Source organism: Pseudomonas sp. TH08 (assembly GCF_016651275.1).
GTDB lineage: Bacteria > Pseudomonadota > Gammaproteobacteria > Pseudomonadales > Pseudomonadaceae > Aquipseudomonas.
In genome coordinates, this window is record NZ_JAEKEE010000002.1 from 278,880 (window position 1) to 294,609 (window position 15,730).

Here is a 15,730-nt window from a genome sequence, read left to right on the forward strand (position 1 = left end):
TAGCGAGCCTGCTCGCGAATACGGTGTTTCAGACAGTAATCATGTAACTGAACCACCGTATTCGCGAGCAGGCTCGCTCCCACAGGGGATTTCAGCAAGGCTCAGGATTGGGGGAATACCAGAGATTCAGGCACGTCGATATCCCACAAAACGCCTGGATCATCGACGGCAACCTCCACCACCCTGCCCTGCGCGAACAACGGTCTGGCCCCACGATCACCGCTCAACCCCTGCAACCCCGAACCGAACGACCGGCCAAACCCAACCGGATGGCCATACTCGCCATCCTGCACCGGCACACTCACCGCATCATCAGCAATGGCCGCGACCACCCGTTCAATACTCGACGGCAAGATAAACGGCATGTCCCCCAGCACAATCAGCCAGCCATCGACGTCCGGGCACGCCGCAATACCGGCGGCAATGCTGTCCCCCATTCCGGTCGATTGAATAGAAACGATATCGCAGCCATAAGCCTGCGCCATGCGCATCGCCTGCGGTCGTGCTTCAGTCGTCACCAGCACACGCTTGTCGAGACTCGTCGGCAGGTTCACCAGCACTTGCTCAATGACCGAGCGCAACGCACCGTCGCGACCAGTGCAGTCGGCCAGCAACTTATCCTTGTCGGCACCCGCCACTTCGCGAAAACGGCTGCCCTCGCCCGCCGCCAACACGATCACTGCGATGGATCGACTCATACGCTCTCCGCTGTTTTTTTCTGTTTCAGCTCGACGCCATTCTTGATCGCGACGATTTCCGCCAGCAGCGACAAAGCGATTTCGGCCGGCGAATGGCTGCCGATGTGCAAACCAATCGGGCCGTGCAATCGATCGATCGCTTGTACCGACAAGCCTAGCTGAGCCAGATTCTCTCGGCGCTTCTGGCTGTTAACCCGCGAACCGAGCGCGCCGACATAGAACGCAGGCGAATCGAGCGCCGTCAGCAACGCCATGTCATCGAGCCGTGGATCGTGGGTCAACGCGACAATCGCGGTACGTTCGTCGGTCTGGATGCTCAGTACCGCCTCATCCGGCATCCCGGCAACGAAACGCCCGTGATGCTCTTCCCATCCATAGACGAACTCGGTGCGCGGGTCGCAGATCAGCACTTCGAAATCCAGCAAGTGCGCCATATCCGCCACGTAGCGCGAAAGCTGCCCGGCACCGATCAACAACAGGCGCCAGCGTGGGCCATAAATCGCGCGCAGGGTTTTCCCGTCGAATGTCAGCGAATCCGACTTGCTGGCGCTCGATAACAGCACTTCGCCGGTTTCGATATTCATCTCACGGGCGACAATTTCATGGGCTTCGCAACGCGCCAACAACTCGGCAACCCACGATGGATCGCCAACACGCTCCTCGGTCAGACGCAGCGTGCCACCGCAAGGCAAACCAAAACGCGCGGCTTCCTCGCGCGTGACGCCGTAGGTGATCAATTGCACCGGTGGCCCGTCGGTGGCGATCCGGCCATCGTGCAGGCGCGCGATCAAGTCATCCTCGACGCAGCCGCCCGACACCGAGCCAATCACCACGCCGTCCTCGCGCAACGCCAGCATGGCACCGGGGGCCCGGGGCGCGGTGCCCCAGGTTTGCACGACACTGAACAGCACCACCCGCTGCCCGGCGCGGCGCCACTCAAGGACACTGCGCAGAACGTTGAGGTCGACGCTGTCCATTACGTTTGTGCCTTCTGCCAGCCCTGCAACTGATAACGCACCGGCAAGTTGCGAATGCGCTGACCGGTCGCGGCGAAAATCGCATTGCACAGCGCCGGCGCAATGGGCGGTACGCCCGGCTCACCGACACCACCCAACGGCACGTCGCCCGGCGGCGTCACCAGGTGCACGGCGACTTCCTTAGGTGCCAGCGACATGCGCGCCACTTCGTACATATGGAAGTTATCCTGTTGCACCTTGCCGTCCTTGAAGCTGATTTCACCCAGCACCGCGTTGCCCAGGCCCATCACGCAAGCGCCCTCGAACTGCGAGCGAATGCGCTCAGGATTGATCTGCGGCCCGCAATCGACGGCGATGTCGGCCTTGTGCACGATCAACGTGCCATCATCCTTGACCTCGACCTCGATCACCGCGGCCACGTAAGTCACGAAGCTGTAATGCACCGCCAGGCCCAGCCCACGACCCTTGGGCAGTTTGCGTCCCCAACCGGCGGCTTTCGCAGCGGTTTCCAGCACCGTTCGCATGCGCGCGGTGTCGATCGGATAACGCTCGGGGGATTCGCCATAGTTCCATTCTTCGCTCAAGGTGCGCGGATCGATCTGCCGATCCGCGCCGAGCAATTTGATCTGATACTTGAGCGGATCTTCACCGGCCTTGTGCGCCAGTTCATCGACAAAACTCTGGATCGCGAAACCGTGAGGAATGTTCGACACCGAGCGATACCAGCCGACTCGCGTATGCACGGTAGCCTCAGGGTTCTCCAGGCGTACATTGGGAATCGCGTAAGCCATGTTGGTGAAACCCATGCCCAACTCGAACGCCGCCTCGTGATTCATGCCCGGCGCAAACAACGCGGTGATGCTCGGCGCAACGGTGCGATGCAGCCAACCGGACGGCATGCCGTCCTTGCCGACACCGGCCTTGAGGTATTCAGCGGACACCGTATGGAAATACGAGTTATGGATGTCGTCTTCGCGCGTCCACTGCACGCGCACGGCTTTGCCCGGAAACTCCTTGGCGAGGATTGCCGCTTCGACGACAAAGTCGGGTTTCGACTTACGACCAAAACCGCCGCCGAGCAAAGTGACATTAAAGGTGACGTTGTCGAACGGCAGCCCCAGACGCTCGGCGATCCGCTCACGAGTCACCTGCGGCGCCTGACTCGGCGCCCAGGCCTCGCAAACGCCGTTGTTGTAACGGGCGATGGCGACCATCGGCTCCATCGGCGCCTGCGCCAGATGCGGCAAATAGTAAGACGCTTCGAGCGTGCTGGCAGCGCCATTCAAGGCTTTGTCGATATCGCCGGTATTGCGCACCACTTTGCCGGGTTTCAGCGAGGCGGCTTCCAATTCCTTGCGATAGGCGATCGAGTCGTAACTGGCGTTCGGGCCATCGTCCCATTCGATCTTCAGCGCCTCGCGCCCCTTGATCGCCGCCCAGGTATTGCTGGCCACTACGGCCACGCCACCCAAGGGCTGAAACTCCGAAGGCAGAGGGCGGCCTTCGATCTGCATGACTTTTAGCACACCGGGGACTTTCAGCGCGGCGCTGTCGTCCAGGGATTTGACCTTGCCACCGTACACCGCCGGACGCGCAATGGTCGCGTACAACATGCCGTCAAAATGCACGTCGGCGCCGTACACCGCGCGACCGTTGACGATGTCCTCACCGTCGATGGCCTTGGTGCCTTCCTTGCCGATGTAGCGAAATTCCGACGGCTGCTTGAGGCGCAGGCTGTCGCGAGCGGGCACCGCCAACGCACTGGCCGCGGCGGCGAGTTCGCCATAGCCCAGCTCACGGCCGGAGGTTTTGTGAATGACTTTGTGCAACTGCGCGTGGCACTCGGCCACTGGCACATTCCATTGCGCGGCCGCAGCCTGTTCAAGCATGGTGCGGGCCGCTGCGCCGCAACGGCGCATCGGTTCGTACCAATGACGCATGCTGCGCGAACCGTCGGTGTCCTGGTTGCCGAAACGCACTTCATCACCCGGCGCCTGCTGGACTTTGACGTGAGCCCAATCAGCGTCCAGTTCATCGGCAACGACCAGGGTCAGACTGGTGCGCACTCCCTGGCCCATCTCGGAACGGTTGCACACCACGGTGACAATGCCGTCAGCGGCGATGCTGATGTAAACCTTCGGATCGTCGATCCAGCCATTGGGCATGCCATCGGCGCCGAATTTCGTTGCTTTCTCGTCGGCCAATGCATCCTGCCAGCCCCAACTCGCGGCCAGCACCAACGCGCCAGTGGCACCGACGCCCTTGAGGAACCCACGGCGACTGAGGTTGCTCAGGGCGAAATCATTTGGAAGGCGGCTCATGCTTTCGCCTCCTTCAGATGGGTGGAGGCTTGGCGAATCGCGGTTTTGATCCGGTTGTAGGTGCCGCAACGGCAAATGTTGCCGACCATCGCTTCTTCGATCTGCTCGTCGCTCGGGTTCGGATGGGTCTTGAGCAATGCCGTGGCCGACATGATCTGCCCGCCCTGACAGAAACCGCATTGAGCCACCGCCGTGTCGAGCCAGGCTTGCTGAACCACTTGCCCGACCGGGTCGGCGTGCAGGTTGTCGATGGTGGTGACGTTCTGGCCGATTACCGAGCCGATCGGCGTGATGCAACTGCGCGCCGGCAAGCCGTCGATGTGAATGGTGCACGCGCCACACAGGCCCATGCCGCAACCGAATTTGGTGCCGTTGTAACCGGCGACATCACGGATCGCCCAGAGCAGCGGCATGTCTTCAGTGACGTCGAGGGAATAATCCTGGCCATTGAGTTTCAGGGTAATCATGGGCACGCCCGCATATTTTTTGGAGGTTATGGGGTCGAGCAATCTGCCGCCGAGGAGTGGCGGTGGTTCACGCAGATCGACTCAGGCTAATGAGGCTCTCTTGTGTCGACGCGAACGTCTGCACCGGGCCTTTGGTGGAGCAAATGACGGTTATCGTTAGCTCGCCAAGTTAACCCAGCGTTAACAAAAAAGCCCTGCACTTTTTCATCAGTGCAGGGCTCTGGATGGCGCTTTGAAAGCGTAGCCTCAATAGCGGTTGGGCTCCATTTCCAGTTCGACATTGAAACGTTCGGCAATATCTTTCTGGATGCGTTGCGCCAGTTCGAGCAGTTGCAGCCCGGTCGCCGTGCCGTAGTTGACCAGCACCAGCGCCTGCAATTTGTGCACGCCGGCATCAGCCTCACGGAAACCTTTCCAGCCTGCGCGCTCGATCAGCCAACCGGCGGCGAGTTTCATCTGCCCGTCCGGTTGCGCGTAAGCCACCAGATCCGGGTGCTGCTCTTTGATCTGCGCCACTAGCGCAGCCGATACCAGCGGATTCTTGAAGAAACTGCCGGCATTACCCAGCACTGCCGGATCCGGCAGCTTTTCACTGCGGATGCTGCAGATCGCGCGGCTGACGTCGGTGGGCGTCGGTTGCTCGATGCCCTGTTCGGTCAGGCGCTGACGCACCGGGCCGTATTCCAGATGCAGGTGCGCAATGCGGTCGAGCGTGAAGCGCACCCGCAAAATCAGCCAACGCCCCGGTTGCTGTTTGAACAGGCTGTCGCGGTAGGCGAAATTGCATTCTTCCAGAGAGAAGTCGCGCAGCTCGCCGGTCTGGCGATCCATTGCGGTAAGCCCGGCGAACACGTCCTTGATCTCGACACCGTAAGCGCCAATGTTCTGCATCGGTGCCGCGCCGACAGTGCCGGGGATCAGGCTGAGGTTCTCCAGCCCGGAAAAACCCAGCGCCAGCGTGTGCTGAACAAACGCGTGCCACGGCTCGCCCGCCTCGGCCTCGATCACCACACGGCTGCCATCATCGCTGATCACGCGGATCCCGCGCGTCGCCATGCGCAGTACCAGCGCCGGGATGTCTGCGGTCAGCAGCAGATTGCTGCCGCCGCCGATCACCAGCAGTGGCACATGGTGAGACACTGCATAGGCCAGCGCTTCACACACATCGGCATCGCTATGGGCCTCGGCAAACAGCTGCGCGCGAACGTCCACACCAAAACTGTTAAACGGTTTCAGGGAAACCCGCGATTGCACCTGCAAACTCATAACCGGCCCTTCACTTCGATCAACAATTGGTCACAGGCCGCTTCGATCAGATCCAGCACCTGCTCGAAACCCTGGTCGCCGTCGTAATACGGATCCGGCACTTCATCGACCAGCCCGGCATAACGACGCAGAAACAGATCCAGCTCGGCTTTGCCGGTGGACGGTTGCATCGCCTTGAGATTGCGCAGGTTGCTGTTGTCCATGGCCAGGATCAGGTCGTAACTGGCGAAGTCGGCGCGGCTGACCTGCTGCGCGCGTTGCGCCGAGAGGTCATAACCGCGCACTTTCGCCGCGGCCTGGCTGCGCTTGTCCGGCGGGTTGCCGACATGCCAGTCACCGGTGCCCGCGGAGGCTACTTCGACTTGATCAGCCAGCCCGGCTTCGCGCAGTTTGTAGCGCAACACGCCTTCAGCGGTGGGCGAACGGCAAATGTTGCCCAGGCACACAAACAGAACGCGCATCAGGCCTCCAGCAGGCGACGAACGCGCTCGAGGTCTTCGACGGTGTCGACACCGGTTGGCGGCGCGATCAGCGCATCAGCCACATGAATCCGCACGCCGTGCCACAGAGCACGCAGTTGCTCGAGCGATTCAGTGTTTTCCAGCCAGCACGGGCCCCAACTCACGAAGTCCTGGAGGAAACCGGCGCGATACGCATAAATGCCAATGTGGCGGCGGTAAGGCACGCCTTCTGGCAATTGCTCGCGGCTGTTGGCGAAGGCATCGCGCGCCCACGGCAAAGTGGCACGGCTAAACGTCAGCGCCAGACCGTTCATATCGCTGACGACCTTGACCACGTTCGGGTTGAACAGGGTTTCGACATCTTCGATCGGCTCGGCCAGAGTGGCCATGCGCGCTTCGGTATGTGCGGCCAGGTTAGCCGCCACCTGATCGATCACGCTCGGCGGAATCAACGGCTCGTCGCCTTGCACGTTGACCACGATCGCGTCGGGTTCAAGACCCAGTTTCTCCGCCACTTCAGCCAGACGATCAGTGCCGGAGTTGTGATCTTCACGGGTCAGCACCACTTCGGCGCCGAAACCCTTGCAGGCCTCGACAATGCGCGCATCGTCAGTCGCAACCACCACGCGGGTCGCACTGCTTTTGCTCGCCTGTTCCCATACGTGCTGGATCATCGGCTTGCCGGCGATCAACAGCAGCGGTTTGCCCGGCAGGCGGGTCGAGGCGTAACGCGACGGGATGACAACGGTGAAGGCGGTGGTCATTTATCCAGACGCTCGTCAGTGGTCAGGGTGCGGGCTTCGCTTTCGAGCATCACCGGGATGCCATCGCGAATCGGGTAAGCCAGGCCAGCACCCTTGCTGATCAGTTCGGTCTTGTCGGCGCTGAGCTTGAGCGGGCCTTTGCAGATCGGGCACGCGAGGATATCGAGCAGTTTGGTGTCCATGAACATTCCCTGGATAAAGAGTTAAGGCAAAAGGCGATCTGGCAACAGGCGCATCAGTTGTGTGTCAAACCACGCCACGAAGGCCGGCGACGGCACAGCATCGACCGCCAGATACCACCAGTCGGCAGCAGCGAAGGCACGGCACTTCACCGCGTCCTTTTCGGTCATCACCAGCGGCAATGACGGTGTGAAATTCAAGGCCTGCACGCTGTACTCGGCGTGGTCGGCAAACGCATGCGGGACGGGCTGCCAGTCTAGCGCTTCAAGGGTGTTGAAGAAACGCTGCGGATTGCCGATCCCGGCAACCGCGTGCACGCTCTGACCGGCCGGAAAATGATCGAGCGGCATGCGCTCGCCACTGCGCAGATTGACCAGCGCGGTGGGTTGCAGGCGAAACGCAAATCCGTCCTCGCGATCTTCGGTGGCGCCATTGAACAGCACACCGTCGACGCTTTGCAGACGCTCGATCGGCTCGCGCAACGGCCCTGCCGGCAGGCAACGTTTATTGCCCAGACCACGCGCAGCATCGATCAGTACCAGCTCCAGGTCACGGGCCAGACGGTAGTGCTGCATACCATCATCGGAAAGGATCAGATCCAGCGGTTCGCTGGCAATCAAGGCTTTGACCGCAGCGCTGCGATCAGGGTCGATCATCAGCGGCACACCCGTACGCTGCACAATCAGCAGCGGTTCGTCGCCGGCAATCTCTGCGCTTTGCTCGGCTTCAACACGCCAGGGCAGTTGCGGCGGCTTGGCGCCGTAACCACGGCTCACCACGCCGACGCGCAAACCGCTGCGTCGGCAGTGCTCGATCAGCCAGAGAATCATCGGGGTCTTGCCGGTGCCGCCAACGGTGATGTTACCCACCACGATCAATGGCACGGGCGGCTGATAGATCTCGCCCTCACCGTCGAGAAAACGCTGACGTTTTTTCACCACCACGCGGCGGTACACACTTTCCAGCGGCCGCAGCAGCGCCAGGGCCGGATGCCCCTGATACCACGCGGCGAGCAAACGATCGGACAGGCTCATCAGGACTTGGGCGCCGCCTCGACCGTGGTCATGCGCAAATGACTGAAACCGAGCTTGCCGGCCGCATCCATGGCGGTGATCACGGATTGGTGCTGCGTCTTGCCGTCCGCGCTGATCGACAACGGCATGTTCGTGTCGCCGTTGGACTCTTTCTGCATGGCTTCCATCAGGGTCGCCAGATCGTTCTTCGGCAAAATCCTGTTGTTCACCGAAAACACGCCTTCAGCGCTGATGGCCACGTCGATCTGCTTGAGTTGCTGATCTTCGGCCGGTGAACCGCTGACGGCTTCCGGTAAATCAACGCGCAACTGGGTTTCGCGGGTAAACGTGGTGGTCACGACGAAAAACAGCAACAGGATGAACACCACGTCGATCAGCGACGCGAGGTTGATATCGATGGTTTCCCGAGGCTTGCGACGGAATTTCACGCGCGGCCCTCGGCCAGATCGACGTCACGGTCGCCCTGCACCACTTCAACCAGTTTGATCGCTTCCTGCTCCATCCCGACCACCAGCTCATCGATACGACGTTGCAGGAAACGGTGGAAGAATACCGACGGAATACCGACCATCAGGCCCGCAGCAGTGGTAATCAGCGCTTTGGAAATACCACCGGCGAGCACCGAAGCATTAGTCGTCATGCCGGAACCCGTGAACGCACTGAAAATATCGATCATGCCCAGCACGGTGCCCAACAGACCAAGCAACGGCGACATGGCGGCGATGGTGCCCAGCGCATTGACGTAGCGTTCGAGCTCATGAATGACCCGGGCAGCGGCCTCTTCGATGCACTCTTTCATGATCTCGCGACCATGCTTGGAGTTGGCCAGACCGGCAGCGAGGATTTCCCCCAGCGGCGAATTGGCGCGCAATTCCTTGAGCTTTTCTTTATTGAGCTGTTTGTCTTTGATCCAGACCCAGACCTGGCCCAGCAGATGCTCGGGGGTGACGCGACTGGCGCGCAGGGTCCACAGGCGCTCGGCGACAATCGCCATGGCCGCGATGGAACTCAGAATGATCGGCAACATCATCCAGCCGCCGGATTTGACCAATTCCCACACAGTGACAGTCCCCTCGAAAAAGTGCGCCACTTTACCATACCGATCCGCGATCAGGACCCGCTGCCCCGACGACCGTGAAGGCGCATTCGCCCTTGCCCCGATCAGCGGCCCACAGCCGGCGGCTCACGCCAGAAACGCCGTTGTTGACGCATCGTCTGCGGCGCCTTGAAGGCGCCCAATTGCAGACGAATGGCGCCCTGTTCGGCGCTGTCGTAAATGCGCAGGCCTTGTTTGCGATAGCGGGCGAGCACCGTCGGGTGCGGATGACCGAAGGAATTGCCGCGGCCACGGGAAATCAGTACGGACTCGGGTTGCAATGCTTTGAGCAACGCCGTGGAAGATGAACTGCGACTGCCATGATGCGGTGATTGCAACCATTGCGTTGGCACCGCCAAAGGACTGTCGAGCAGAGCGCGCTCGGCCGACGTATCGATATCGCCGGTCAGCAACAGGCGCTCGCCGTTGGCCTCGATCTGCAATACGCAGGAGCGTTGATTGCTGTCTTGGGCATCCGACCATTGCCACAGTGTGAAATTGACACCGTCCCACTGCCATTGCCGACCGCTTGCGCAGGGTTCGGCGTTCAACTCGTCCGCCAGGCCCAATGGGTCGCCGCTGATGACTTGAACGACGGGCAAACCGCGCGTCACCGCCAGTGCGCCACCCGCGTGATCGGCGTCCGCATGGCTGAGCAGCAGCAAATCCAGTTTTTCCACATTCAGTTTGCGCAAGGCCGGCAGCACCACGCGCTCACCCAGATCGAAATCGCCGAAACGCGGTCCGGCGTCGTACAGCACCGTGTGATGGCGGGTGCGGATGAGGATCGCCAGCCCCTGGCCGACATCCACTTGCCAGATGTCCGCCAGCCCGTCGGCCACTCGCTCCCGGGGCGGCAGGAACAGTATCAGCAACAACGGCCAACCCAGCGCACGCATGGGTACGCCGCGCGGCAACAGTAACAACAGCACACCGAGACTGCCGAGCCACCAGACCCATCCAGCAATTGATGGCGCAATCCATGCCGGCCATTGCCGCGCAATCACTGCCAGAGCGCGAAACAGCCCATCGATCAAACCACCCGCCAGCCACAACAGCGCTTCACCGACGTACGGCACCGGCAACAGCAGGGTGCCGAGCAATGCCGGCGGCAGCACCACGAGGCTGACCCATGGCACCGCCAGCAGATTTGCCAAGGGTCCGCTCAGACTGATCGGCAGGTTCAACGCCAGCAGCACCGGACACAGACCGATTGCGATCAGCCACTGCGCCCGAGTCCAGGCCTGCCACCAACGCCAGGCGCCGAGGCGACCGCCAAAGGTGAAAATCAATACCGCCACTGCCGCGAACGACAACCAGAATCCGGGGCGCAAACTGGCCAGAGGGTCGAACAACAGCACACCATTGAACGCCAGCAACAACGGCCACCATGCACCGAGATGGCGAAAACGCAGACGCCACAACAGCACCAGGCCAACCATCACACAGGCGCGCTGCACCGGCACATCAAAACCGGCGAGCAACCCATAACCGAGGGCTGCCGCGAAGGCCAGACCACAGGCCCAAGGTAGCCACGGCCAGCGTAGCGGCCAAACGCCAAACCGGGCGAGTCCGGCGACCAACAGGTACATCACCGCCGCCAGCAACCCGATGTGCTGACCGGAAATCACCAGCAGATGCACGGTGCCGGTGTCTTGCAGAACCTGCCAGTCTTCACGACTGAGTCCCGAACCATCACCCAGCACCAGCGCCGCCAGTGCGCCTTCGCGACCTTGCGCGTCAACAGCCAGCAAACGCTGACGAATGCTGTCGCGCCACGCCCGCTGCGCTTCACCGAGACGTTGACCGTCCTTGATCGTGCCGGTTGCGCCGATACGCTGCGCCAGCAGCCACGCTTCGTAGTCGAAGGCGTCGGGATTGAGCAAACCGGCGGGGCGTTTCAATTTCACCGCCAGGCGCCAGCGCTCGCCGCTGCTGACCGCTGGCCCGGCGTACCACGCCAGACGCATCAGTGGCGGCAGTTGCTCGTGCCGCGAGCGCGCATCAGCCAACTCGAAACGCACCACACCGTCACTGTTTTGCGGCAAGCCGACGACCCGCCCTTCAAGCCAACGGGTTTCGCCGTCCAGATGATTTGAAAGTCGATCGTTCAACGCCCATTGCGCACTGATACAGGCCCAAGTGAAACCAAACAGCAACATTGCCAATGGATAAGTGCGAAACGGCAGCAGCATCAAAGCGACTACCGGCAGCAGCACCATCAACCCGACCGGTGGTAAAACCGGCAAAACAACCGGGGCCAGCAGACCGACCGCCAGCGCCATCATCCCTGTGCGCATACGCCCGTCCTTGAGAGTTCCCCCCTAGGCATAGCGGGTCTCAGGCACGACTGTCGTCAACAATTGTCACAAAGTCTGAATGGGCGACTCGTAGAATCCAGACATACTTGCCGCCTTAACCGACCGAGAAGCCTTATGCCCCGGCGCTTATTCAAACGCTACATGCCCGACCCGACGAGCATCAGGGAACACAAATCCTTACGCTTTCTCGGCAAGTTGCTGCATGACCCGAACCTCTGGCACCTCAATCGTCACTCGGTCGCGCGGGCAATGGCGGTTGGCCTGTTTGCCGCTTTCCTGCCCATTCCGGCGCAAATGCTGGTGGCTGCAGCGTTGGCCATCACCGTGCGCGGCAACATGCCGATCGCCGTGAGCCTGGTCTGGCTGACCAACCCGATCACCATGCCGGCGGTTTTTTTCTGCACCTATCAGGCCGGCGCATGGTTGATGGATGTGCCTGCGCGGCATCTGCCGGATGAACTGACGTGGGAATGGATCAGCGGCGAACTGTCGACGTTGTGGCAACCGTTTTTGCTGGGTTCGGTGGTATGCGGGCTGGTGCTCGGCGCCCTCGCCTACTTCGTGGTGATGATGTACTGGCGCTGGTGGGTCGCGCGGCAATGGGCGCGGCGCAAGAAGAAACGAATGCCTTGAATGCAAAACGGCCTCCGCAATGGGAGGCCGTTTTATTGTGTGGTGTCTGCATTCGCGAGCAGGCTCGCTCCCACATTGGATCTATGGTGTGCCGAAGATCCCCTGTGGGAGCGAGCCTGCTCGCGAACGAGTCGACGCGGTCTCGGATCAGGTCCGCATCCCGCGGCCACTCACCAGCAACCGCGCACAACCGAAATACAGCACCACGGTGGCAACGAGCATAAAGGTGATCGCGATGCCGATCTTGATATCCGACACACCCAAAATGCCGTAACGGAAGGCGTTGACCATGTGCAGCACCGGGTTGGCCAGCGAAACGGTTTGCCAGAACGGCGGCAGCAAGGTGATCGAATAGAACACGCCACCCAGGTAGGTCAGCGGCGTCAGCACGAACGTCGGGATGATGGAAATGTCATCAAAGTTGCGCGCAAACACGGCGTTGATGAAACCCAGCAGCGAGAAGATCGTCGCCGTCAGGACCACCACCAGAATCGTCACCCCCAGGTGATGCACCTGCAAATGGGTGAAGAACATCGACAGGATGGTCACGATGACACCAACCATCAGGCCGCGCAGCACACCACCGCAGGTGTAGCCGATCAGGATCGTGTGTGGCGACACCGGCGAGACCATCAGCTCTTCAATGGAACGCTGGAATTTACTGCCGAAGAAACTCGAGACCACGTTGCCGTAAGAGTTGGTGATCACCGACATCATGATCAACCCCGGCACGATGTACTCCATGTAGGTGAAGCCACCCATGTCGCCGATTTGCCGGCCGATCAGGTTACCGAAGATCACGAAGTACAGGACCATGGTGATCGCTGGTGGCAGCAGCGTCTGCGGCCAGATCCGCGTGAAGCGTTTGACCTCGCGATAAACGATGGTTTGGAGCGCGACGAGGTTGGGACCGAACTCGGAACTCATACCGCCACCTTCGACAGATTTTTCTCCACCAGGGACACGAACAGCTCCTCAAGGCGATTGGTTTTGTTGCGCAGGCTCAACACTTCAATGTTCTGCTGCGCCAACTGGGTGAACAACGCCGTGATGCCCATGGATTTGTCGACCTGGACCTCCAGGGTATGGCTATCGATCAACCGGGCCGGGTAGCCAAGCAATTGCGGTGCGGCGTTCAAGTCGTTTTTCAGGTCCAGGAGGAAGGTTTCCACATGCAACTGGCCCAGCAATTGTTTCATGCTGGTGTTCTCGACGATGGTGCCATGGTCGATGATGCCGATATTGCGGCACAGCTGCTCAGCCTCTTCCAGATAGTGCGTCGTGAGGATGATCGTGATGCCTTTCTGGTTCAGCTCGGTAAGGAACGTCCACATCGAGCGACGCAGTTCGATGTCGACCCCGGCGGTCGGTTCGTCGAGGATCAACAGGCGTGGTTCGTGCACCAACGCACGGGCGATCATCAGACGCCGCTTCATGCCGCCGGACAGCGAACGCGATGGCACATCGCGCTTGTCCCACAGGCCAAGCTGGGTCAGGTACTGTTCGGCGCGTTCCTTGGCGATCTTCGCCGGAATGCCGTAATAACCGGCCTGGGTCACGACGATGTCGAAAGTCTTCTCGAACTGGTTGAAGTTGAATTCCTGGGGCACCACGCCGATCGAACGCTTCAGCGCCGCGGGGTTCTTGTCCAGGTCATTGCCAAAGATGTTCACCGTGCCGCTGGTCTTGTTCACCAGGGTCGAAAGAATGCCAATGGTCGTGGATTTGCCGGCGCCGTTAGGGCCGAGCAAGGCGAAAAAGTCACCTTCGGCGACGTCCAGATCGATACCACTCAAGGCCTGGAACCCGTTGCCGTAGGTTTTGGTTAGCTGCCGGATGGACAGAGCGGAACTCATATCGGATTTACGCACCAAGAAGGGAAGAAAGGAATAAACAAGGGCGGGCGGCGAGGGATACAACCGCGGCGCATGAGCGCAATGGTGCTTGCCGCCGCCGCACAAGTACAGTCAAGTGTGTCGATAGTTATTATCAAGTCAACGCGGTCATGACCGCTTTCTGGTAGGCCGGGCGTTGTTTCAGGCGCTCATACCAGGCTTGCAGATGCACGTGCGGCGCGCGCTCGATGGGCATTTCAAACCAGGCGTAAATAAAGCTGCCGAGGGGAATATCGCCCATGCCGATGTCGCTTCCGGAGAGGTACGGCTGGCTGGCCAACGCATGATCGGCCATGCTCAGCAGCTCATTGCATTCCTTGATCGCTGCGTTGATCGCCGACCAGTCCTGCTTGTCGGCCGGCGTGCGCAAAACGCCCCAGAACACGGTGCGGAAGGGCCCGGCAAAACTCGAGGTGGTCCAGTCCATCCACTTGTCGGCGACGGCCCGTGCTTGCGGGTCTGCCGAATACCAAGCGCTGTCGGGCGCATGTCTGGCCAGCAGATAGCGCACGATGGCGTTGGATTCCCAGAGCACGAAACCGTCGTCTTCGATCACCGGCACCCGACCGTTCGGGTTCATCGCCCGGTACTCCGGCGTGTCGACCACACCGAACGCGCCACCGGCATCAATCGCTTCGTAGGCCAGGCCGAGCTCTTCGGCGGCCCACAATGGCTTCCTGACATTCGATGAGTTTTTCCGTCCCCAGATCTTCAGCATGACCGCCTCTTTTCCAATGCATGGACAGGCAGCATACGCCGGATCAGGCGCGGCTGACATCACGCGACAGGTCGCTCTGCATATCCCCCAGCAACAACGGCAGCTGATCGCCGAACAGGTGCGGGTAGCATTTCTCCAGGTGCTCGAAAAAGAATATTTCCGGCACATCGGTGAACTGGCCGTGATCGACCACATACTCCATCAGCTTCGCGCCGTCGCGGTTGAACGGGTGGAAAACACTGTCATTGATGCCGTCGAACTCCAACGGTGCGACGTTGAATACTTCGCAGAGTTTCTGGTTGAACGCCGGCGTCGCTTTGACCCAACGGCCATTGAGAAACAGCTCCGTGTAACCGTGCATGGCGAACACGTCGCTTTTCAACAATTCAAGCAAGCGCGGGGTCGACAGGTGATTGCGCACATCCGCCAGACCAATGCGCGCCGGGATCGCGCAATGCCGCGCGCATCCGGCGAGCAGCGTGGCTTTGGGCACGCAATAACTCTCCCCGGTTGCCAATGCATAGCTGCCGCGCAAGGTCTGCGGATCACGACTGAAGGTGTAGGGGTTGTAGCGCACCGTTTCGCGCACGGCGTAATAAAGATTGATCGCCTGCTCGAGCGGATCGCGGCTGGCACCTCGATGTTGTTCGGCGAACTCCACCACCGCCGGGTGGTCACTATCGATGAAGCGGCCGGGACTCAGATACTCGTGCATGACGACAATCTCCTGGATGAGTCTGGAGTCTAGCGACAGCTCAAGCACAGAGATAACGACGTTTCGGCCAAACTTGGACGCAAAGCTGCGGGGTGACCGAACGATTTCCCACACGTGTTGCCCACCGAACCTACGAAAACCATCCGGGGTTTCCCACGATTTCAATCACCTTGGTCTGACCGCC

Annotated in this window: 17 protein-coding genes; 1 reads left to right on the plus strand and 16 read right to left on the minus strand. The window is 60.6% G+C overall.

The genetic code is table 11. The features are described from left to right. Positions 1-101: 101 nt before the first annotated feature. The 12 genes from JFT91_RS10915 to JFT91_RS10970 all read right to left on the minus strand — a co-directional run bounded on the left by JFT91_RS10915 (position 102) and on the right by JFT91_RS10970 (position 11,564). The gene (locus JFT91_RS10915) at positions 102-698 is read right to left on the minus strand and encodes a nucleotidyltransferase family protein (protein WP_201232390.1); all 597 of its coding nucleotides are present in this window, start codon (positions 696-698) and stop codon (positions 102-104) included. Continuing rightward, the gene (locus JFT91_RS10920; RefSeq protein ID WP_201231023.1) at positions 695-1,675 is read right to left on the minus strand and encodes an XdhC family protein; all 981 of its coding nucleotides are present in this window, start codon (positions 1,673-1,675) and stop codon (positions 695-697) included. Before JFT91_RS10920 ends, JFT91_RS10915 begins: the two co-directional genes overlap by 4 nt. Next, a complete protein-coding gene (locus tag JFT91_RS10925) occupies positions 1,675-3,996 on the minus strand; it encodes a xanthine dehydrogenase family protein molybdopterin-binding subunit (RefSeq protein ID WP_201232391.1) in 2,322 nt (773 codons plus the stop codon). The genes JFT91_RS10920 and JFT91_RS10925 overlap by 1 nt, the downstream gene beginning before the upstream one ends. Then, positions 3,993-4,463: a (2Fe-2S)-binding protein gene (locus tag JFT91_RS10930; RefSeq protein ID WP_201232392.1), complete on the minus strand. Its 471-nt coding sequence runs from the start codon at positions 4,461-4,463 to the stop codon at positions 3,993-3,995. Before JFT91_RS10930 ends, JFT91_RS10925 begins: the two co-directional genes overlap by 4 nt. Positions 4,464-4,709: 246 nt before the next feature. After that, a complete protein-coding gene (murB, locus tag JFT91_RS10935; RefSeq protein WP_201232393.1) occupies positions 4,710-5,729 on the minus strand; it encodes a UDP-N-acetylmuramate dehydrogenase in 1,020 nt (339 codons plus the stop codon). Continuing rightward, positions 5,726-6,190, minus strand: coding sequence for a low molecular weight protein-tyrosine-phosphatase (locus JFT91_RS10940; RefSeq protein WP_201231027.1), 465 nt, complete (start codon positions 6,188-6,190; stop codon positions 5,726-5,728). Before JFT91_RS10940 ends, murB begins: the two co-directional genes overlap by 4 nt. Next, on the minus strand, positions 6,190-6,954 hold the full coding sequence (kdsB, locus tag JFT91_RS10945; RefSeq protein WP_201232394.1) for a 3-deoxy-manno-octulosonate cytidylyltransferase: 765 nt from the start codon (positions 6,952-6,954) through the stop codon (positions 6,190-6,192). The genes JFT91_RS10940 and kdsB overlap by 1 nt, the downstream gene beginning before the upstream one ends. Next, positions 6,951-7,136, minus strand: coding sequence for a Trm112 family protein (locus JFT91_RS10950; RefSeq protein WP_003174668.1), 186 nt, complete (start codon positions 7,134-7,136; stop codon positions 6,951-6,953). The genes kdsB and JFT91_RS10950 overlap by 4 nt, the downstream gene beginning before the upstream one ends. A 21-nt stretch (positions 7,137-7,157) precedes the next feature. Next, a complete protein-coding gene (lpxK, locus tag JFT91_RS10955; protein ID WP_201232395.1) occupies positions 7,158-8,168 on the minus strand; it encodes a tetraacyldisaccharide 4'-kinase in 1,011 nt (336 codons plus the stop codon). Then, entirely contained in the window at positions 8,168-8,596 is a 429-nt protein-coding gene (pocB, locus tag JFT91_RS10960; RefSeq protein WP_127929345.1) for a flagellar polar localization protein PocB, read from the minus strand. Before pocB ends, lpxK begins: the two co-directional genes overlap by 1 nt. Then, complete coding sequence (gene pocA / locus JFT91_RS10965) at positions 8,593-9,228, minus strand: flagellar polar localization protein PocA (protein ID WP_201231030.1); 636 nt, start codon at positions 9,226-9,228, stop codon at positions 8,593-8,595. Before pocA ends, pocB begins: the two co-directional genes overlap by 4 nt. A gap of 101 nt (positions 9,229-9,329) precedes the next feature. Beyond that, positions 9,330-11,564, minus strand: a complete 2,235-nt coding sequence (locus JFT91_RS10970) for a DNA internalization-related competence protein ComEC/Rec2 (RefSeq protein ID WP_201232396.1) — start codon at positions 11,562-11,564, stop codon at positions 9,330-9,332. A gap of 135 nt (positions 11,565-11,699) precedes the next feature. Between JFT91_RS10970 and JFT91_RS10975 the strand changes: the two genes are divergently transcribed. Then, the gene (locus JFT91_RS10975) at positions 11,700-12,218 is read left to right on the plus strand and encodes a DUF2062 domain-containing protein (protein WP_201231032.1); all 519 of its coding nucleotides are present in this window, start codon (positions 11,700-11,702) and stop codon (positions 12,216-12,218) included. Between the two features lie 147 nt (positions 12,219-12,365). On the opposite strand, the gene JFT91_RS10980 is transcribed toward JFT91_RS10975, so the two are convergent. The 4 genes from JFT91_RS10980 to JFT91_RS10995 form a co-directional block, all read right to left on the minus strand. Continuing rightward, positions 12,366-13,145, minus strand: coding sequence for an ABC transporter permease (locus JFT91_RS10980; RefSeq protein ID WP_201231033.1), 780 nt, complete (start codon positions 13,143-13,145; stop codon positions 12,366-12,368). After that, positions 13,142-14,074 carry an ABC transporter ATP-binding protein gene (locus JFT91_RS10985; protein WP_201231034.1) on the minus strand — a complete coding sequence of 311 codons (933 nt, stop codon included), beginning with the start codon at positions 14,072-14,074 and terminating at the stop codon, positions 13,142-13,144. The genes JFT91_RS10980 and JFT91_RS10985 overlap by 4 nt, the downstream gene beginning before the upstream one ends. Before the next feature lie 133 nt (positions 14,075-14,207). Further along, complete coding sequence (locus JFT91_RS10990) at positions 14,208-14,831, minus strand: glutathione S-transferase family protein (RefSeq protein ID WP_201231035.1); 624 nt, start codon at positions 14,829-14,831, stop codon at positions 14,208-14,210. Between the two features lie 43 nt (positions 14,832-14,874). Then, positions 14,875-15,546: a transglutaminase-like domain-containing protein gene (locus JFT91_RS10995; protein ID WP_201232397.1), complete on the minus strand. Its 672-nt coding sequence runs from the start codon at positions 15,544-15,546 to the stop codon at positions 14,875-14,877. Positions 15,547-15,730: the final 184 nt, after the last annotated feature.